The sequence below is a fragment of the Pseudomonas sp. Mb7 genome (assembly GCF_054790525.1).
This window is the reverse complement of sequence record NZ_CP186501.1, coordinates 38,993-57,780: the sequence shown is the minus strand read 5'-3', so window position 1 is coordinate 57,780 and position 18,788 is coordinate 38,993. Positions and strand designations below refer to the sequence as shown.

Sequence of the window (18,788 nt, the reverse complement as noted above, 5' to 3'; positions counted from 1 at the left end):
GCGGCGCACTACGGCGCCAAACCCGCGCTGACGTAAATCCGGCTGTGAGCGCCGAAATGTCCGAGCAACCTGAACAACTGCTGGTTGAGTGCCGGGTGGTCGAAGTCTTCGCGTTGCAGCTGATTGCCGCTGCTGAAATCACTGCTGACGGGCGCCGTTTCCAGCCACTGGCCGATGGCTTCGTCGAAGGCGGCGGAGTCGTTGACGGCTTCGGCGCTGACCACTTCGCGCAGGTAGTCGACCGAGTACGGCGGGTAGCTTTTGTCCTGAGCCACATCGGCGTAAGCCGCGAGCATCGGATGCGGCTGACCGGCATGCAGCACGCGGCGCAGCCAGGTCGACTGATATTTCTCCACTTCCATGTGCCGGGTCGCGACGCGCTCGATGGAGGCTTGTTTGTCGGCGGCGAAACCGGCGATTGCCTTGCCTTCCAGCAGAAGAAGATTGGCAAGGTTGACGCCCGGCAATGGTTTGGCGTGATACGGCTGGGTCAGGTCCTGAATGTGGTGCAGTCCCCAGCCGAGAAAGCGATACCCCCAATACCGATGACCGCTGGCAAACGCCAGTCGCGCCAGGCCCATGTACTGATACGCGCGCCAGTCCGGCCAGCTGCGTTCGAGGAAACCGGCAGCCGCATACACCACCGCGCTTTCGTGGAAGAAGCCCATATGAAACGGCGCCTGCGAGCTGTACTGGAAACGCGCATCGCCGAACGGTTGCGGGCCGAAGCCGTAGAGCGCGCCGACGTCGCCAGGGTTGTCGCTGAACAGATTGATGTCGTGGCCGTAATCCGGCTCATCAGCAGCGCTGGCGAGCACGGCGAGGGGCGCGACCTTTTCGTGCTCGGCGATAACGATGAAACGCTGGCGATTCCACGGTGACAGGGTCTGCTCGACCATGACTTGATTGGCCTGCAGATGTTCACGTTCGGGGAGGTCTTTACCGGGTAATGGCTGGATGACCATCGCCAGATTAATCTCGGGGTTGATGCGCAGTGCCGTGAGAAAGTCGTGGCGCAGATTGTCACTTGGCACCGCTGGCAATTTCAGATTATCGGGGCGTGGTGGGTATTGTGCGAAGTGCGCACGGGCGAAGGTTTCCTGTTGCTCCAACAGCGCCAGCACGGCCGGGTATTGCTCGCTGAGAAACCGCTCCAGTGGCTCGACTTCGACCGCTGGCGCATCGCGCAACGCCGGCAGATCCTGCAACGCCAGATAGCTGCCGACCGTATGGTTCGACCAGCCCCAGGCGCTCGGGGCGGTTGCACAAAGCAGCAACAGGAGGAAGGTCAGCTTCATTGTTTTTCGTTCTTATTGGCGGTGCCGTGGGGGATGAGCCTAACAACCGACCCCGCCGCTGACACTGTCCGATCTCACCAGAAAAAGTCTCCGATGGCGCCAATTACCCGATATCAAAAACACCACCGCCCCTGTAGGAGTGAGCCTGCTCGCGATAGCGGTGTGTCAGTCAAATAGATGTTGGCTGACACACCGCTATCGCGAGCAGGCTCACTCCTACAGGGGATTTGTGGTGTTCTTTCAGGCGGGATAGCCGGTGATTTTGCGGATGCTCTGATACAGCGGTTTGAGTTGGCGATACATGCGCAGGTAGACCTCTTTGTACAGTTGCTCGTAGATTTTTTGCGCATCGGGTTGTGGGGTGAAGACAGCCCCTACTCTGGTCATTGAAGCGATCGCCGTAGGGAAATCCGCATGCAGCCCCAACCCCACCGCACAACAAATCGCCGCGCCCAGACCGGACGCCTCATACACATGCGGACGCTCCGCAGGCAGGCCGAAAATGTTCGCCGTGAGCTGCATCGCCGCATCACTCTGCGAGCCGCCACCGGCCACGCGCAACCGCTTGATCGAGACCTTCGAACGCCGCTCGATATTCTCCATGCCCTGGCGCAACGCATACGCCAGCCCTTCCAGAATCGCCCGATAAATATGCGCACGGGTGTGCACATCGCCGAAGCCGATCATCGCGCCTTTCGCCTCGACACCCGGCTCACGAATCCCCGGCGACCAATACGGTTGCAGCATCAGGCCCATCGAGCCCGGCGGCACCGCCTCAACCAGTGCATCGAACAACTGCTCAGGCTCGATACCCTGCTCTTTGGCCTGCTGCATCTCGCGCAAACCGAACTCGTTCTTGAACCAACTGACCATCCAGTAACCGCGATAAATCATCACCTCGCAGTTGTACTGATCCGGCACCGCCGATGGATATGGTGGGATCAACGGGACGATTTCCAGATAGCGCGAGCGGGTGCTGGTGATCGTCGCCGTGGTGCCGTAGGACAAGCACACCGTGCTCGCATCGACCACGCCGGACCCGACCACTTCACAGGCCTTGTCAGCCCCCGCAGCAATCAGCGGCAAGCCTTCGGGAATACCCGTATGGCGAGCGGCTTCAGCGGTGATGTAGCCGAGGGTTTCACCGGGTTTGTGCAGGGTTGGTAGTTGCTCGGGACGTACCGCCAACGCCTGCCATTTCCAGTCACTCGGTGCGGCCCATTTCAGCCGTTTGAAATCGAACGGCAGGTAGCCAACGCAACAGCCGATCGAGTCGACAAAACGTCCGCACAATCGATGGGTGAGAAACCCGGACAACAGCAAAAACTTGTCTGTTGCCGCCCAGACTTCCGGCTGATGCTGAGCGATCCAGTTCGCCTCGGCCTGGGCGCGAAAATAATCCACAGTCGCTTGCGCGCCGACCAGTTTGAACAGCCAGCCCCACGGCCCTTTGATCCCGCCCTCGACCTCGCTCTGCCGTTGATCGAGCCACAGAATCGCCGGACGCAATGGCTTGCCCTCGGCATCGACGTTAATCACCGTACCGCGCTGCGTGGTCAGGGAAACGCCGGCAATCTGCGAACGGTCGATGCCGGTCTGCGCCCAGACTTGCTGGCACGCCTCCCCCAATTTCGCCCAGTAATACTCCGGATCCTGCTCGGCCCAACCCGGCTGCGTCGAGTAATACGCCTGCAACTCGACCTTGCCTTTGCCGAGCAGATTGCCCTGCAAATCGAAGAGCAGCGCGCGCACGCTCTGGGTGCCGTTGTCGATGGCCAGCAGGTAACGCTTGTTCGGGTGGTTATCCATGGAGCTCTCTTCTGGGGGCATCAAGGCGTGGCATCCGGCAAACCGTGATGGCGTTGCCACAACGCCCGATAACGCTGTTCTTCCTGCTGCCAGTGTTCGTCGCTCCAGCCCAGTCGAGGCTGGCAGAGTTGGCGGATGGCGACAAAATAGTCTTCGCCACCGCGCGGCAACAGCAGGCCCAGACGCGTGCGGCGCAGCAGCAGATCGTCGAGGTGCAAGACCATTTCCGCTTCGCAGGCGAAGGCCAGTTCTGCCCACAACGTGTCCGTAGCATCGACCGTTTCGTGGCTGACTTCTTTGATCAGTTGCGCCAGCCTCGGCAGGTCGCGGCCATGCCGTCCGGCCAGGCGTCGCCACTGATGGTTGCTCAATTCAGGGATCGCCAGCGCAGGCACAGCGGCAAACACTGGCGCGGCGTCGTCAACGAAAGGACGCTCGAGCATCGCCGCGCAGGCCTTAAGCACTTCGATGGCTTGCGGGCGAAACGTGGTCAGTTTGCCGCCAGCCAGGGTCACGCAACCGGGCTCCTGCCACAGCACATGCTCGCGGGTTTCGTTCGACGGTTTGTCTTGATGATTGCCCGCCGCACTGCCGACTACCGGACGTACGCCCGACCATGTCGACAGCACGTCCGAAGCGTTCACTTGCGCTCCGGGAAACTGTTGCGTGCAAGCCGCCAGCAGATAGTCGAGTTCTTCGCCGCTGATGCTCGCGCTCTGATCGAGATCCTCACGATGATCGAGGTCCGTGGTGCCGACCACCGTCGCGCCTTCCCACGGGAAAACGAACACCGGACGCCGGTCGCGCTCATGCATGAAAGTGAACGCCTGCGCCACCGGCAAACGCCAACCTGGCAGTAACAGATGACTACCCCGCAACGGCCGCAATTGCCGTGGCGCCGCTGCCGGGCGCAAGCGTTCAGCCCAGGCGCCGGTAGCCACCGCGAGCACGCCGCAGCGCAATTGCAGTGACGAACCGGCCTCGCAATCCTCGACCTGAACGCCACACACTCGGCCGTTTTCACGTAGCAGTTGTTCGACGCGCACGCCATTGACCACGACAGCGCCATCGGCCCGCGCTTCGCTCAACACACGCATCACCAACCGCGCATCATCGGTCAGCGCATCGACAAAACAGGTGCCACCGAGCAAGTCGTTTTCCCTCACGCCCGGCGCCAGATAACGCAGTTGTTGCGCATCATGAAAGCGATGGCTGCGCCGTCCCGCCAAGGCGTCGTACACGCTCAGCAAACCGCCCAGTACACGAGGCCCGGGAAAGCCGCCGCGATAGTGCGGCATCAGGAAACTCATCGGCTCGACCAGCCCCGGCGCTTCGTCGAGCAAGCGCTGACGTTCGCGCACCGAATCGCGGGTCAGGCGCCACTGGCCCTTGGCGATGTAACGCAAACCGCCGTGGACCATTTTCGACGATCGACTTGAGGTGCCCCAGGCGAAATCGCGTTGTTCCAGCAGCAGACAGCGCCAGCCTCGACGCGCCGCTTCACGCAGGATGCCGGCGCCGCTGATACCGCCGCCGATGACGATCAGATCCCAGGTTTCCTCGGCCAGCGTCGGCAGAATCTGCTGGCGCCACGCAGCGTTCCAGTCCTGACTCATGGCCGTCACTCCGGCAGCAGCGTGCCGGGGTTGAGGCGCCCGGCCGGATCGAAGTGCTTGCTCAGCGCCTGTAAGGTGTCCATCGCCAATGCGCCCTTCTCGCGCAGCAGGTACGGCGCGTGATCCTTGCCGACACCGTGCTGGTGACTGATGGTGCCGTGGTTGTCGACGATGGTCTGGCTGGCCACGTGTTTCAGCGCTTTCCAGCGTGCCAGCGTCGCGGGGTAATCCGCTGCTGGGCGAAACACGTAAGTGGTGTAGATGCTCGAACCTTCGCCGTAGACGTGGGACAGGTGGGTGAACACGTGCACTCGCTCGCCTTCGGCGGCCAGGGCATCGCGCAGGCTGTTTTCGATGAGGTTCAGCAGGTGGTCGACGTTGCTCCAGTCGGTAGCGGTTTCGAGGGTGTCGACCACGTAACCGGCGTTCCAGAGGTTCTCGCGCAGGTAAGGAAAACGGAAGCGGTTTTGTGCCCACTTCTTGCCGAGCAAGGTGCCGGTGAACACGCCGCCGAATGCTTTCAGATGTTGGCGCGCCTGTTTTAGCGACAATGCGTTTTGTCGGCGATTGCCGGTGACGCCGAAGGTCAGCAGGCACTTGCCCTCTGCTGCCCCCCTTAGCTTCAGGTACTTTTCCAGCCAGGCGATTTGTTGCGGATGACCGGCCAGCGCCAGTTGCGTTTCGGTTTCCACGGCGTTGGACAGGCGCAGCATCGACAGCGGTACGCGCGCCTGAGCCAATTGGCGGATGGCTTGCAGTGCCTTGGTCCAAGAGGGCAGAAATACACCGTAGAAACGCTCATCGGCAGGCAGCGCACTGACCCGCACCTGGACCTCGGAAATGATCCCGAAACGGCCCTCGCAACCCAGCACCACTTCGCGCAGATCAGGCCCGGCGGCAGAGGCCGGAAAGGTTGAAATATGCATCGGCCCGGCGAAGGTTTCCAGCGTTCCGCCAGCGAATAACTGCTCGATCCGGCCATAGCGCAACGACTGCTGACCGCTTGAGCGGCTGGCGACCCAACCGCCCAGCGTCGACAGCTCCCACGACTGCGGAAAATGCCCCAGCGTGTAGCCTTTCGCACGCAACTGACTTTCGACCTGCGGCCCACTCGCGCCGGGGCCGAACGTCGCCAGCAGGCTCTGTTCATCGAGGTCGATCAGGCGATTCATCCGCGCCAGCGACACCGTCACCACTGGCCGCGCCGAATCCGGCGGATTGATGTGGCCGGCCACCGATGTGCCGCCGCCATAGGGGATCAGGCACAAGTCCTGTTCATGGGCGAGCGCCAGCAATTGGCGAATGTGCTCAGCAGTCTCGGGAAACGCCACCGCATCCGGATAATTACCCAGCGCACCTTCGCGCAACGCCAGCCAGTCCGGCAGGCTTTGTCCCCGCGCATGCAGTAAACGGTCATGGGCATCGACGCTGTACAAAGTGTGCGCCTGCAACCGCGAATTCGGCACACGCGCCAGCGCCGCCTCTAGCGTCGCATCGGGCAGCGCGCACCCCTCGCCCAGGCGCTCATGAAGAAACTCCGCGCCCTGGGCCGGCAGTTCGACCACCGTGGTTGCATCTCCCCAGCCGTTCCAGCGTCGCATGCGTGTGTCCTTCTTGCCGTCAGATCAGTGATATTTCAGGCCTCCATACTAGCCAGCGGCCGCCAAGTGTCACGGTCGCATCCGGCCAGTTCGTGTAGCCAATTGAGTCAAACGTCGCGCAAGCGTCAGCCATTTACTTTAGTCGGGGTTTCAAATTACCTTTCAGGCTATTTCGTCCGCCTCCGCTGCCGTTGATCAAAGGAATGGGATCATGCAATCGCTCGGCTACACCTCGGTTCCGCCACTGCTCAAGTACCTGCGCCATGCCGAACAACTGGGCATGGCCATCGAGCCGGCGTTGGCGGCAGCGGGTTTGCAGGCGCAGCAGTTGAGCGACAACACCCTGCGTTTGCCCGGTGAAGCGCATGAACGCTTGCTGGATTATTTCTGCGAACACTCGGGCGATCCGCTGTTCGGGCTCAACGCGGCGAATTTCGTCCTGCCCAATTCGTGGAGCGTGCTCGGTTACATCACCATGAACTGCGCGACGTTGGGCGATGCGATGAGCCGGATCATGCCGTTCGAGAAACTGGTCGGCGACATGGGCGTCAGCCGCGCCGAGGTACAGGACGGCCATGTGCATCTGATCTGGACTTGCCGTTATCAGCGCCCGCGAATCCGCCGGCATCTGGTGGAAAACGTGCTCGGTTCGTGGCTGCACTATGCGCGCTGGATCGCCGACACGCAGATGTCGCCGGCCGGGGTCTGGCTCGAACATTCGTGCCCGGCCGAAGCGACACCAGCGCAATATGAAGCGTTTTTCGATTGCCCGGTGTTGTTCGATCAGCCGTATTCGGCACTGGTCGTGCCGCTGGCGTATTTGCAGTTGCCGTTGCGCCAGGCCGATGCGCAGTTGCTGCGAACGCTGGAAGAACATGCGCTGGGCTTGATGGCGACGCTGGAGGATGCGTCGCTTGAGCAGCAGGTGAAAAACATCCTGCGGCAGTTGCTCAAGGAGGGGTTGCCGCGCAAAGAACAGGTCGCCGAACAGCTCGCTGTTTCCGTGCGCACGTTGCAGCGGCAATTGCATCAGGCGGGGACGTCGTATCAGCAGATTCTCGATGATTTGCGCCAGGAGCTGGCTGAGCATTATTTGCTCAATAGCACCTTGCCGATTCAGGACATTGCGCAGTATCTGGGGTTTACCGAACCGAGGTCGTTTCATCGCACGTTCAAGAGCCGGCGGGGGATGCCGCCGGGGGAGTTTCGGCAGATGCATCGGGGGTGAATATTCCGGCCCCATCGCTGGCAAGCCAGCTCCCACAGTGTCCGAGTCGTCCACAAAATCTATTACTTGCACATAAACCTATGGGAGCTGGCAAGCCAGCTCCCATAGTGCCCAAGTCGTCCACAAAATCCATGGCTTGCACATAAACCTGTGGGAGCTGGCTTGCCAGCGATGGCGTCAGTGGCAGCCCAGAATTCCTACAGGTAAATCTTCGATACTTGAACGCAATAAACATCCCGCACCACAGGTGTTTAAAGACACTCAGCGTTACGCGAAACAGCCCACAAATCCTTGCGCCGTAACCTACGCCTAAGCCAGAATCCGCCGGCTTGTGCGCCCTGAGCATGCTGCGTAACTTGATTGCGTCACTGATTCCCAGTGATCGGGTTTAGTAGCCCGGCGGTAATTCTGCTGGTCGTACATTCATCACAGGTACTCGCGTACCTGAGCTTGATGGTGGCTGTACGCAGGGCGCTTCGGCGCGCCGGCTTTTAGCTGAGTTCCCCGGTCTACTAACCTGCGTACAGCTGCCACCCTTTCGTTTAGTAGCCAAAGGGTTGCCGCTCAACAAAGGGAACACAGCTATGTTCAAGATAACGCCAAACCCGCCGGTCACCGACCCGGCCTCCCCCTACGAATCCCCCGATTCAAAGAAATTCCACGAAGCCGCCGAGCGCGCGCTCGACCACTACCTCGGTCCGACGAACGCCGACCTCATGGCAACGCCCTACTCCCCCAACACGCTGTACATGGCCAACCCCGAGGCAGGCACCGAATCCCTGCTGGCCGACGCCAGCGAAACTCTTGGCTCGGCGACCGTCATGCTCAACAACCATGCCGCGCAGGTTGAAGGCACACACCGCAAGACACTGCAGGGTATTGCGCAAGTGGTGATGGTGGCGGAAATGGCCGTCAATCACGTGTTGGACAGGTTAGTGCCGACCGAGTAACGAAAAAGCCCGCTACCCCAACTGGAAGGGTTGGATGGCGGGCTTCTTTTTGTGGTGTGTCATTTCCCCCTCACCCCAGCCCTCTCCCGGAGGGAGAGGGGGCCGAACGGGGGATCTTGATTAGATACGCCGACCTGAAAGTGCTGCTGTGAATCCATAATCGCTGCAGATTTTTCAGGTCGATGTATAGCGCCAGACAACTCGGTCGGTCCCCTCTCCCTCTGGGAGAGGGCTAGGGTGAGGGGCCAACAGTGGGATGTTCGCTAAATACACCGACCTGAAAGTGCTGCTGTGAATCCATAATCGCTGCAGATCTTTCAGGTCGATGTATAGCGTCAGACAACTCGGTCAGTCCCCTCTCCCTCTGGGAGAGGGCTAGGGTGAGGGGCCAACAGTGGGATGTTCGCTAAATACACCGACCTGAAAGTGCTGCTGTGAATCCATAATCGCTGCAGATCTTTCAGGTCGGTGCATAGCGCCAGACAACTCGGTCAGTCCCCTCTCCCCCGGGGAGAGGGTTAGGGTGAGGGGCTGTTCAGCTCAGAGACAAATCGCATTGGTAAACACCAGCCGATTACCAAACGGATCAACGATCGTCATGTCCTGACTCCCCCACGGCATCGCCTGGATACCCGGGTGGGAGAACTTGTAATCCTTGGCCACCAACTGCTGCTGAAACGCCTCCAGCTCATCCGTCTCGATACGCAGCGCCGAACCCGGCGTCGCATCGCCATGGTGCTCGGACAGGTGCAGCACACACTCGCCACGGGACACCTGCAGATACAACGGGAAGTTCGCCTCGAAACGGTGCTGCCAGTCGATCTTGAAGCCGAGGAAGTCGACGTAGAATTCTACGGCTTTGGCTTCATCGAAGATCCGCAGGATCGGGGTGGTTTTGCCGAAGCTCATGGGGTGCTCCCTGACTGATTAGCCCGACAGTGTAGACGGGGTGGATGTCAGCAATTCGGCCTGTTGATGACTTTCTTTAATCTCAGAGTGCCACTATGAGACGTGAGTCAAAAGATCGCAGCCTTCGGCAGCTCCTACAGGTATATGCGTTCCACTATAGGAGCTGCCGAAGGCTGCGATCTTTTGGCGCCATCAGAATCAATGAAACCCTTGGCGCAAATCACCTTCGCGTGCCAGAAAACGCCCTTCTCTCCTGCCATTCGCCTGTCCATCGCGGTAACTCAACACGCCATTGATCCAAACCCCATCAATCCCCTGCGCAGCCCGTTGCGGATCACTGAAGTCCGCGACATCACGCACGGTCGCCGGATCGAACAACACCAGATCCGCCCAATAGCCTTCACGAATCTCGCCGCGCTCCTTCAAACCAAACCGCGCCGCCGACAGCCCAGTCATCTTGTGTACGGCCGTGTGCAGCGGAAACAGCCCGACATCACGACTGAAATGGCCCAACACCCGTGGGAAAGCCCCCCACAGACGCGGATGGGGGAACGGATCTTCGGGCAGTCCGTCAGACCCGATCATCGATAACGGGTGGGCGAGGATTCTTCGTACATCCGCCTCGTCCATGCCGTAGTACACCGCGCCGGCCGGTTGCAGGCGTTTGGCGGCATCGAGCAGCGGCAGATTCCATTCGGCAGCGATGTCGATCAGGTCGCGACCGCTGACTTCCGGGTGCGGCGTCGACCAAGTTATGGTGATGCGATGCGCATCGGTGACTTGCTTCAAATCCAGTGTCGATGAACTCGCCGCATACGGGTAGCAATCGCAGCCGACCGGGTGAGTTTTGGCGACCTCTTCCAACGACGCGAGCAGTTGCGGACTGCGCCCCCAGTTACCGACGCCGGCACATTTGAGGTGGGAAATGATCACCGGCGAACGCGAATGACGGCCGATGCTGAACGCTTCTTCCATCGCTTCCAGAACCGGGGCGAATTCGCTGCGCAGGTGCGTGGTGTACACCGCGCCGAATGCCGTCAGTTCTTCGGTCAGTTGCATCACTTCATCGGTGGAGGCGTTGTAGGCGCTGGCGTACGCCAGACCTGTGGATAAACCCAACGCACCAGCCTCAAGGCTTTCGCGTAACTGTTCGCGCATCGCCGCGATTTCTTCTGGCGTCGCGGTACGGAACAAATCATCCAGATGATTGCTGCGCAGCGCCGTGTGGCCGATCAGTGCCGCCACGTTCAGCGTGGTATTGGCCGCTTCCACCGCCGCGCGGTAATCGCTGAAGCGTGGATAAACGAATGCCGCCGCTGTACCGAGCAGGTTCATCGGGTCGGGCGGATTGCCCTTCAATGTCACGGGCGAGGCGCTGATCCCGCAGTTGCCGACAATCACCGTGGTCACGCCCTGGCTGAGCTTGGGCAGCATCTCTGGCTGACGAATCACCACGGTGTCGTCGTGGGTATGTACGTCGATAAAACCCGGCGCCAGCACGCGACCGGCGGCGTCGATTTCTTCGGTTGCAGTGGCGTCGTGCAAGTCACCGATACGCTCGATGCGGCCCTCACGAATCGCCACGTCGGCGCGGTAACCGGGCATGTTGCTGCCATCGATGATCAGGGCGTTGCGAATCAGCGTGTCGTACAGCATGTCAGTCTCCCAGCGGCAGGTGATCGTCGCCGCCACGGTATTCGTCGAGGGCGAGTTTGATCCGCCGCAGACGCTCTTGATTGTCTTCAGGATTGGCCAGTGCCAGCTCGGTCGCCAGCACATCGATGGCGAGCAGCATGCCGTAGCGGGCCGCCGTCGGTTTGTAGATGAACGAGGTTTCTGCGCCTTGCAGCGGCAGGACGATGTCGGCCAGTTCTGCCAGTGGCGAGTCGGCGCGGGTGATCGCCAGAATGCGCGCGCCGTAGTTGCGCGCCAGCTCGACAGTCTCGAGCAATTCCGGGGTGATGCCGGTCAGCGAGCAGACGATGAGCACTTGCTCGGCGTTCAGGCTGGCGGCGGTGACGCGCATCATCACCGCGTCATGGCACACGGCAATCGGGTAGCCAAGGCGCACCAGGCGTACCTGCAATTCGTCGCTGCACAGGGTGGAGCAACCGCCCATGCCGAAGGCGTGAATCATCCGCGCCTGACCGAGCATTTTCACCGCATCGGCAAAGCGCGATTCGTCGAATCCGGCCAGATGCTGGCGCAGCGTGGTTTCGATATCGCCGACGATCTGCCCGTAAAACGCCGACTGCTCAGGCGTGCCCGCCGGGTCGAGAAATCGGCTGCCGACGCCGCTCGCCTGGGCCAGTTGCAGGCGCAGATCACGCAGGTCGCGGCAGCCCACGGTGCGGGCAAAACGCGACAGCGTGGCGGTGCTGACTTCGGCACGTTGCGCGAGGTCTTCGAGGCTGGCGCTCGCGGCGAAGCCAACGTCGTCGAGCATCAGCCGGGCGATGCGCCCTTCGCCGGCACTGAAGGAATCCTGGCGGGCGCGGATCTGGTAGAGGATGTCCATGGGCGGCGGGCTCCGGTTACAGCAGGTAAGAAAGGCCGACGGTCAGACCAAAAGCGACCAGCGAGATCAACGTCTCGAGCACGGTCCAGGTCTTGAACGTCTGCGCGACCGTCATGTTGAAGTATTCCTTGATCAACCAGAAGCCGCCGTCGTTGACGTGGGAAAAGATAACCGAGCCAGCGCCGGTCGCCAGCACTAACAGTTCAGGGTGTGGATAACCCAGACCAATGGCCACTGGTGCGACCACGCCGGACGCGGTGGTCATGGCCACGGTCGCGGAACCGGTGGCGACGCGCATCAACGCCGCGAACAACCAGCCCATGATCAGCGGCGACAGGTGGAATTCGTGGGCGAGACCGACAATCTGATCGGTGACGCCCGCGTCGACCAGAATGCGGTTCAAGCCACCGCCAGCGCCCACCAGCAGGGTGATACTGGCGGTCGGCGCCAGACATTCGTTGGTGAATTTGAGGATCGATTCACGGTTGAAGCCCTGGGCGATGCCCAGCGTCCAGAAGCTCAGCAAGGTCGCCAGCAGCAGCGCAATCACCGAGTTGCCGATGAACAACAGAAACTGATTGAAACCGCTGCCTGGGGTAGAAATCAGATTGGCCCAACCGCCGATCAACATCAGCACCACGGGCAACAGAATGGTCGCCATGGTGATGCCGAAACCCGGCAGTTTGTCGCGGGGTTCGCGGTCGAGAAATTGTTTTTCCAGCGGGTTATCTGCCGGCAGTTGAATGCGCGGCACGATGAATTTGGCGTACAGCGGCCCGGCAATGATCGCGGTGGGAATGCCGATGGCAATCGCATACAGCAAGGTCTGCCCGACCGACGCCTGATAGGCCTGCACCGCGAGCATCGCCGCCGGGTGCGGCGGCACCAGCGCATGCACCACCGACAGGCCGGCGACCATTGGCAAACCGACCATCAGAATCGACACGCCAACGCGCCGTGCCACGGTGAACGCGATCGGCACCAGCAACACGAAACCGACTTCGAAGAACAGCGGCAGACCGACCAGAAAAGCGATGCAGACCATCGCCCAATGCGCGTTCTTCTCGCCAAACTTGTCGATCAGCGTACGCGCCATCTGCTCGGCGCCACCGGACTCGGCCATCATCTTGCCAAGCATCGTCCCCAGCGCGACCACCAGCGCAATATGCCCCAGCGTCTTGCCCACCCCGGCCTCATACGCCCCTACCACACCCGACGGCGGCATCCCCGCCACCAGTGCCAGGCCGATGGAAATCAAGGTGATGACAATGAACGGGTTGAGCCGGTAACGGGCAATCAACACGATCAGCGCAATGATGGCGACGGCGGCATAGACCAGCAGCCAATAGCCGAAGGAAGGCGTCATGCGGTACTCCTCGAAAGGGTCACGTTCGAATGGGTTGTGAAACTCATAAATCATTTCGAGATCGAGATTTCAAACCACATGAAAGTAATTTTCGTGGAGAGGCAAGGCGTGTCGCTAACGGATATGTCTTGTCGTGATTAATGAAAATCGTAGGCCGGGATTTACATGGCTTTTCGGTGAACGAGAAACCAATGTGGGAGCGAGCCTGCTCGCGAAGGCAGCTTCACATTCAACATCTTTGCCGACTGATCCACCGCTTTCGCGAGCAGGCTCACTCCCACAGTTTTGATCGCATTCCTCCAGACAGAATGCGTAAAACCTGTGGGAGCTGGCTTGCCAGCGATGATGGCTGCACATTCAACTTAAATGCTGACTGGCCGACCGCTATCGCTGGCAAGCCAGCTCCCACCGGTTCGGTGTCCAGCCATACGTTATATTTTTCAAATCCAGCCAAGCGCTATACTCGCCTGACAACCTCCGCGGAGTCCCTGCCATGAGCCCCACACCTCGCACCAAAAAAAAACTGACAACCGAAACGTTGATCCGCGCAGTTGCCAGTTCGACAGCCATCGAGACGGGTCAAAGCGTGGAGACCATTGAGCGCAAACTCAAACTCAGATCCAGTAAATTTCTGCATTTGTCCCTGGCCAAGTAGCCCCGCCTCAAGTCCACAACGCCTGTCGTACCCAATACTCCATGGGTTCGTAGTTGCATTTCAGCCCTTGGTTGATGGCTGCAAAATAAGCCTCTTTATTCCGCTCCCAACTGCTGTAGTCCAGCGGCACGTAGCCCGCCTGCACGGCCATGACATCCGCCAGTAATCGCGACAAGCGTCCGTTACCTTCACGAAAGGGATGAATCAGGATGAACTCGACGTGCGTGACAGCAATGGCGCGAATCAGGTTCTCGTCCAGATCGGGCCGACATGGCGTGTATTTGGAAAGACAGTCCCTTTCAAATACGTCGAGCAACCGAGGAATTTGCGGCGCAGCGGCGAAGAAAAATCCATCCTTGCCCAAATTTACCGCACGGACATCGCCCGCCCATGGATAGATGTTCCCGAGCCAGTGTCGATGCCAATCCTTCAGATCCTGAACAGTGATTGACCGATCAGGCAAATGCTCGATGAGCACAGATTGGTAGAGCTTTTCCAACAAAACCAGCTCTGCATCATCCATGTCTTCGGGTTCGATAACTCCCAGTTTATTGCTCAGCACTTGCTCATTCGAGCCGGGCTGAAAGCTGCTTTGCGCCCCTTCTGCGTCATAACGGTTAATCATCCTTGTACCTGCTGAACTGGCAATGTTCAGAGCACCATAGGTCTGACGTGACACAAGCGCAAAGCCCGAAACGAAAACGGCTGCACGATGGCAGCCGTTCTAAAGGGTGATCACAAAGCCCGGCGGGGCTCAAACTGCAATCACACCATTTCGTTACGAATCCATTCAACCACCGACGTGCGCTTTGGTGCCCACCCCAGCAGTTCGCGAGCGTGTTTGCCGCGCACTCGGCTGTTAGAGCCGAGGCCGTAATTGGCCATTTCGTAGCCCCATTCGGCTTCGGCGTCTTTAAGTGGCCAGTCTTGTGGTTGACCCAGGTTCAGGGCTTCGGCCATGGCGGTGGTCATGTCGATGAACGATGCTTCGCCGCTTTCGACGAAGTAGAAAGTACCCGGTACGTTCTTGGTCAGCGCCAGCAGGTACAGGGCGACGACGTCTTCGATGTGCACGTTGGACCAGATGTTCTGGCCGGTGCCGACGTGGCGCACCACGCCGCTTTTACGCGCCTGTTTGAGCAGACGCGGCAATTGCACGCTGTCGCGGATAACGCCCAGGCTGTGGCCGTAGATCAGCGTGTTGCAGATCACCGCCGAGTTCACGCCGTCCTGCGCCGCTGCGAGGATCAGGTTATCGATTGCCACGCGCGCAGCTTTGTCGACAGTCGGCTCTGGCAAGTTGTCTTCGTAGTAGATGACATCGCTGGACTTGCCGCCCGATGCATCGCCGACGATGCTCGAACCGCTGGTGTGCAGGAACACTTTGTTGGAACCGCGCAAAGCATCGAGCAATGCTTCGACGGCGCCGCGATGGTCGCTGCTGGCGGCGTTGATTACTGCGTTGGCAGCACGGGCCTGTTCGGCGAGCAATGCTTTGTCGTCGAGGGTGCCGATGACCGGGGTCATGCCCAGTGCCTTGAGCTCAGCCGCTTGTTCAGGGTTGCGCACCAGACCGGTGACTTGATGCCCGGCCTTGACCAGACCGCTAGCGATGGAGCCGCCGATAAAACCGGCAGCGCCGGTGACGAATACGTTCATGGAGAAACTCCCTGCGTGAATAAGTGATGGGACGAGTATCGGCCTGTGGATCCGAGGGAAAAACCCGCCCTCGACCAATTCACTCTTGCGCAGAGGTCACGAATCAGCCCTTGAAATCGGCGCTGGCGTAAGCGGCGAGTTTGCTCTGGATAAAGTCGAGGAAGCACTGAATGCGCAGCGCCAGTTGCGAGTTTCGGTAGTACACGGCGTTGATCGGCTGGCGATAACCGCTGTTGAATTCAGCGAGCAAGACTTTCAGGCGCCCGGCACGAATGTCGTCGATGGTCATGAAGTGCGACAAGCAAGCGATGCCCTGCCCTTCCAGCGCCAGATGCCGCACGGTCTCGCCGCTGGAGGCGCTGATGGCCGGGGTGATTGGCCAGCGATCGCCGTGCACATAGCGCAGCGGCCATTGGTTGAGGCCTTCGTTCTGAGTGAAGCCGAGTAAAGTGTGCTCGCTCAGATCGGCGACTTGCTGTGGCGCGCCGTGTTTTTCCAGGTAGGCGGGGCTGGCGACGATCAGCAGCGGACTGCAACCGAGCGAGCGCGCATGCAGCGTCGAGTCAGCGAGGGTGCCGATACGGATGGCGATGTCGGTGCTTTGTTCCAGCAGGTCAATGATCAGGTCATTGCTGTTGAGTTCGAGCTGGATGTCCGGATAGAGACGACGAAACTCGTCGATGTAGGGGACGACTGCGTGGAGCATGAACGGTGACGCGGCGTTGATCCGCAGGCGCCCGGACGGCGTTTGCTGGCGCGAGGACAGGCGTTCTTCGAGTTGATCCATCTGATCGAGAATCAGCTTGGCCTGTTCGAAGAAATACTTGCCCTCTTCGGTCAGATCCATGCGCCGCGTGGTGCGGTTGATCAGCGTGGTGTCGAGCTTGGCTTCCAGCTTCGACAATGTGCGACTGACCGCAGAAGGCGTTTGCCCGACCTGTTCGGCGGCGGCGGAAATCGAACCGCATTCGATCACGCAGACGAAAATCTGCAACTCATCGGATCTGGCTTTCACGGGTGTCCTCTTTGAAATCGCCAAGATCGCAGCCTTCGGCAGCTCCTACATGGAAATGGGTTCCTGTAGGAGCTGCCGAAGGCTGCGATCTTTTGCTATTACCACCGATAGTAGCTTGAAACACTCAAGCCTTGAGGCCAAACACCTCGGTCAGATGCTGCTCATAACGCGCCACATCAGCCTCGATATTCGGCCGTTTCATCACATCCACACAAAGGAACGTCGGCAACCCGGTCATACCGAGAAACTCGTTGGCCTTGTGGAATGGGAAGTACACCGCGTCGACACCTTTGGCCTCAAAGAAATCAGTCGGGTCATCGAAGGCCTGCTGCGGTGCATTCCAGGTCAGCGACAGCATGTATTGCTTGCCCTGAATCAGACCGCCGCTGCCGTACTTCTGCGACGCATCGGAACGGGTGCGGCCATCGCTGGCGTAGAGGCTGCCGTGGCCTTCGGTGAAGACTTCGTCGAGGTACTTTTTCACCGTCCATGGCGCGCCCATCCACCAGCCCGGCATCTGATAAATGATCACGTCGGCCCAGAGAAATTTCGCCACTTCTTCGGCAACGTCGTAGCCCTCGTCGATAAAGGTGGTTTTCATATCGAAACCGCCGCGATCCAGCACGCTCAACGCGGCTTCATGCAGGGTGGCGTTGTAGCGACCGTCAGAGTGGGCGAATTTTTTACCGCCATTGAGCAACAGCACTTTTTTCATGAGAAAGCCTCGGCGCAGCCATTGGGCTGGATGGAGAAGGGAAACTGGAATGGCGGCAGATTAACGATCCGCCTCGCGCGGAATAAGGCCTGATTGCGCAAAATACATTTGATCAAAAAGCACGAATCCATCGCCGATTGTTGCAATAACATCCGCGGCATTCTGAATGTGAGGAGTCGTTGTGATGAGTGAACGCTTGGGTTTTATCCTGCACGCCAAGACCCGCCCGGAACAAGCCGAGGCTCTCGAAGCGCTGTTTCGCGCCTACGTCGAACCGAGCCGCGCCGAGCCAGGTTGCATCGAGTACCACATGCTGCGTGATAAGGAAGATCCGACGCTGTTTATCTTCTACGAGATCTGGGCCTCCCAGGCGCACTTGGACGTGCATTCGAATTTGCCGCACATGAAGGCTTTCTTTGAACAGCGCATGGACTATCTGGAGCGCGATTTCGATATCCGCCAGATCGAAATGCTCAGCGAAGCCTCGGCTAACCGCTGATCAACAAGTGGGCGCCGAGCGCGCCCATACCGACAAAGAACACCCGTTTGAACAACACGGCGCTGATCCGTTCGCGCAGCCATTGGCCCAGCAACATACCGAGAATGGCCGGGATCAGCGCCAGTAGCGAAGCACTCAGTTCGCCGCCACCGAGGGCGCCACGCCAGAGCAATCCTGCGGCCAATGCCAGCGTCGAAACGGTGAATGACAGGCCCAGTGCCTGCACCAGTTGATCGCGATTCAAGCCCAGCGCTTGCAGGTACGGCACCGCCGGAATCACGAAGACGCCGGTGGCCGAGGTGATGACACCGGTGATCAAACCGCACGCCGGCCCCAGCCAACCTTCATGGCGTGGATTGACGCTCAGCGTTGGCAGAAACAAACCGCTCAACGCATAGAGGAACAGGGCCGCGCCGAGCCCGCGCACCACCCAATGCCCGCCCGCCATGCCGATCGATAACGTGCCTATTCCGGTGCCGAGGAAAATCATCAGCAGCATCGGCCAGAGGCGTTTGATCAGTCCTTTCAGATGACCGCCGAAAGCCAGTTGCCAGACATTGGTCAGGGTTGCCGGGATGATCAGCAATGCGGCTGCCTGCGATGGTGCCATAGCCAGACCGAGCAAGCCCATGGCGACGGTAGGCAGGCCGAGGCCGATCACGCCTTTGATCAGGCCGGCGAGCATGAACGTCACGATGACCAGCAGGGACAGGGCTAGGCCGAGGTGTTGGTAGAAATCTGTGAGTGTGTGCATGGCGCTACTGTGCGCCAGTCGGGGTTGGCTGAAAATCTGCCATATACTGAGGGTGCCTCTCACTGGACAAGAGGCTGATATTTTTTTGAAGCTGTTGGCCTCATCGCTGGCAAGCCAGCTCCCACAGTATTTTTGTTGTTCACACATTTAGAGATCAACCCTGAAACCTGTGGGAGCTGGCTTGCCAGCGATGGGG

General features: G+C 59.8%; 16 protein-coding genes. 3 read left to right on the top strand and 13 right to left on the bottom strand.

What is annotated here, in order from left to right:
- Positions 1-8: 8 nt before the first annotated feature.
- The 4 genes from ACOYXH_RS00225 to ACOYXH_RS00210 all read right to left on the bottom strand — a co-directional run bounded on the left by ACOYXH_RS00225 (position 9) and on the right by ACOYXH_RS00210 (position 6,324).
- Positions 9-1,298, bottom strand: coding sequence for a phospholipase (locus ACOYXH_RS00225; protein WP_460067076.1), 1,290 nt, complete (start codon positions 1,296-1,298; stop codon positions 9-11).
- Between the two features lie 240 nt (positions 1,299-1,538).
- A complete protein-coding gene (locus ACOYXH_RS00220; RefSeq protein WP_460410164.1) occupies positions 1,539-3,107 on the bottom strand; it encodes an FGGY-family carbohydrate kinase in 1,569 nt (522 codons plus the stop codon).
- Positions 3,108-3,127: 20 nt separating this feature from the next.
- Complete coding sequence (locus ACOYXH_RS00215) at positions 3,128-4,723, bottom strand: glycerol-3-phosphate dehydrogenase/oxidase (RefSeq protein ID WP_095126589.1); 1,596 nt, start codon at positions 4,721-4,723, stop codon at positions 3,128-3,130.
- A 5-nt stretch (positions 4,724-4,728) separates the two neighbouring features.
- Positions 4,729-6,324, bottom strand: coding sequence for an FAD-binding oxidoreductase (locus ACOYXH_RS00210; RefSeq protein ID WP_460410163.1), 1,596 nt, complete (start codon positions 6,322-6,324; stop codon positions 4,729-4,731).
- A 211-nt stretch (positions 6,325-6,535) separates the two neighbouring features.
- On the opposite strand from ACOYXH_RS00210, the gene gliR reads away from it, so the two are divergent.
- Together gliR and ACOYXH_RS00200 are read left to right on the top strand one after the other, a co-directional pair.
- Complete coding sequence (gene gliR / locus ACOYXH_RS00205) at positions 6,536-7,552, top strand: AraC family transcriptional regulator GliR (RefSeq protein ID WP_095049682.1); 1,017 nt, start codon at positions 6,536-6,538, stop codon at positions 7,550-7,552.
- A 584-nt stretch (positions 7,553-8,136) separates the two neighbouring features.
- Positions 8,137-8,502 carry a DUF6124 family protein gene (locus ACOYXH_RS00200; RefSeq protein WP_460410162.1) on the top strand — a complete coding sequence of 122 codons (366 nt, stop codon included), beginning with the start codon at positions 8,137-8,139 and terminating at the stop codon, positions 8,500-8,502.
- Between the two features lie 540 nt (positions 8,503-9,042).
- Here the strand turns inward: ACOYXH_RS00200 and ACOYXH_RS00195 are convergent.
- The 8 genes from ACOYXH_RS00195 to ACOYXH_RS00160 all read right to left on the bottom strand — a co-directional run bounded on the left by ACOYXH_RS00195 (position 9,043) and on the right by ACOYXH_RS00160 (position 17,339).
- On the bottom strand, positions 9,043-9,411 hold the full coding sequence (locus ACOYXH_RS00195; RefSeq protein ID WP_095051026.1) for a glyoxalase superfamily protein: 369 nt from the start codon (positions 9,409-9,411) through the stop codon (positions 9,043-9,045).
- 198 nt (positions 9,412-9,609) lie between these two features.
- The gene (locus ACOYXH_RS00190) at positions 9,610-11,067 is read right to left on the bottom strand and encodes an N-acyl-D-amino-acid deacylase family protein (RefSeq protein WP_460410161.1); all 1,458 of its coding nucleotides are present in this window, start codon (positions 11,065-11,067) and stop codon (positions 9,610-9,612) included.
- Position 11,068: 1 nt separating this feature from the next.
- The gene (locus ACOYXH_RS00185) at positions 11,069-11,929 is read right to left on the bottom strand and encodes a MurR/RpiR family transcriptional regulator (protein WP_093442302.1); all 861 of its coding nucleotides are present in this window, start codon (positions 11,927-11,929) and stop codon (positions 11,069-11,071) included.
- A 16-nt stretch (positions 11,930-11,945) separates the two neighbouring features.
- Entirely contained in the window at positions 11,946-13,295 is a 1,350-nt protein-coding gene (locus ACOYXH_RS00180) for a GntP family permease (RefSeq protein WP_095051052.1), read from the bottom strand.
- 662 nt (positions 13,296-13,957) lie between these two features.
- Positions 13,958-14,575, bottom strand: coding sequence for a Fic/DOC family protein (locus ACOYXH_RS00175; RefSeq protein WP_258709213.1), 618 nt, complete (start codon positions 14,573-14,575; stop codon positions 13,958-13,960).
- Positions 14,576-14,715: 140 nt separating this feature from the next.
- Positions 14,716-15,609 (bottom strand): NAD-dependent epimerase/dehydratase family protein, encoded by an 894-nt coding sequence (locus tag ACOYXH_RS00170; protein WP_095051029.1) that lies wholly within the window; start codon positions 15,607-15,609, stop codon positions 14,716-14,718.
- Between the two features lie 103 nt (positions 15,610-15,712).
- Positions 15,713-16,624, bottom strand: a complete 912-nt coding sequence (locus ACOYXH_RS00165; RefSeq protein WP_095126595.1) for a LysR family transcriptional regulator — start codon at positions 16,622-16,624, stop codon at positions 15,713-15,715.
- 124 nt (positions 16,625-16,748) lie between these two features.
- The gene (locus ACOYXH_RS00160; RefSeq protein WP_460410160.1) at positions 16,749-17,339 is read right to left on the bottom strand and encodes an NAD(P)H-dependent oxidoreductase; all 591 of its coding nucleotides are present in this window, start codon (positions 17,337-17,339) and stop codon (positions 16,749-16,751) included.
- A 184-nt stretch (positions 17,340-17,523) separates the two neighbouring features.
- On the opposite strand from ACOYXH_RS00160, the gene ACOYXH_RS00155 reads away from it, so the two are divergent.
- A complete protein-coding gene (locus ACOYXH_RS00155; protein ID WP_460410159.1) occupies positions 17,524-17,838 on the top strand; it encodes a putative quinol monooxygenase in 315 nt (104 codons plus the stop codon).
- On the opposite strand, the gene ACOYXH_RS00150 is transcribed toward ACOYXH_RS00155, so the two are convergent.
- Positions 17,828-18,592 carry a sulfite exporter TauE/SafE family protein gene (locus ACOYXH_RS00150; RefSeq protein ID WP_095126597.1) on the bottom strand — a complete coding sequence of 255 codons (765 nt, stop codon included), beginning with the start codon at positions 18,590-18,592 and terminating at the stop codon, positions 17,828-17,830. The genes ACOYXH_RS00155 and ACOYXH_RS00150 overlap by 11 nt on opposite strands.
- Between the last annotated feature and the right edge of the window lie 196 nt (positions 18,593-18,788).

Coding starts and splice junctions, on each gene's coding strand:
- ACOYXH_RS00225 (WP_460067076.1), bottom strand. CDS start 1,298: ATGAAGCTGACCTTCCTCCTGTTGCTGCTTTGTGCAACCGCCCCGAGC.
- ACOYXH_RS00220 (WP_460410164.1), bottom strand. CDS start 3,107: ATGGATAACCACCCGAACAAGCGTTACCTGCTGGCCATCGACAACGGC.
- ACOYXH_RS00215 (WP_095126589.1), bottom strand. CDS start 4,723: ATGAGTCAGGACTGGAACGCTGCGTGGCGCCAGCAGATTCTGCCGACG.
- ACOYXH_RS00210 (WP_460410163.1), bottom strand. CDS start 6,324: ATGCGACGCTGGAACGGCTGGGGAGATGCAACCACGGTGGTCGAACTG.
- gliR (WP_095049682.1), top strand. CDS start 6,536: ATGCAATCGCTCGGCTACACCTCGGTTCCGCCACTGCTCAAGTACCTG.
- ACOYXH_RS00200 (WP_460410162.1), top strand. CDS start 8,137: ATGTTCAAGATAACGCCAAACCCGCCGGTCACCGACCCGGCCTCCCCC.
- ACOYXH_RS00195 (WP_095051026.1), bottom strand. CDS start 9,411: ATGAGCTTCGGCAAAACCACCCCGATCCTGCGGATCTTCGATGAAGCC.
- ACOYXH_RS00190 (WP_460410161.1), bottom strand. CDS start 11,067: ATGCTGTACGACACGCTGATTCGCAACGCCCTGATCATCGATGGCAGC.
- ACOYXH_RS00185 (WP_093442302.1), bottom strand. CDS start 11,929: ATGGACATCCTCTACCAGATCCGCGCCCGCCAGGATTCCTTCAGTGCC.
- ACOYXH_RS00180 (WP_095051052.1), bottom strand. CDS start 13,295: ATGACGCCTTCCTTCGGCTATTGGCTGCTGGTCTATGCCGCCGTCGCC.
- ACOYXH_RS00175 (WP_258709213.1), bottom strand. CDS start 14,575: ATGATTAACCGTTATGACGCAGAAGGGGCGCAAAGCAGCTTTCAGCCC.
- ACOYXH_RS00170 (WP_095051029.1), bottom strand. CDS start 15,609: ATGAACGTATTCGTCACCGGCGCTGCCGGTTTTATCGGCGGCTCCATC.
- ACOYXH_RS00160 (WP_460410160.1), bottom strand. CDS start 17,339: ATGAAAAAAGTGCTGTTGCTCAATGGCGGTAAAAAATTCGCCCACTCT.
- ACOYXH_RS00155 (WP_460410159.1), top strand. CDS start 17,524: ATGAGTGAACGCTTGGGTTTTATCCTGCACGCCAAGACCCGCCCGGAA.
- ACOYXH_RS00150 (WP_095126597.1), bottom strand. CDS start 18,592: ATGCACACACTCACAGATTTCTACCAACACCTCGGCCTAGCCCTGTCC.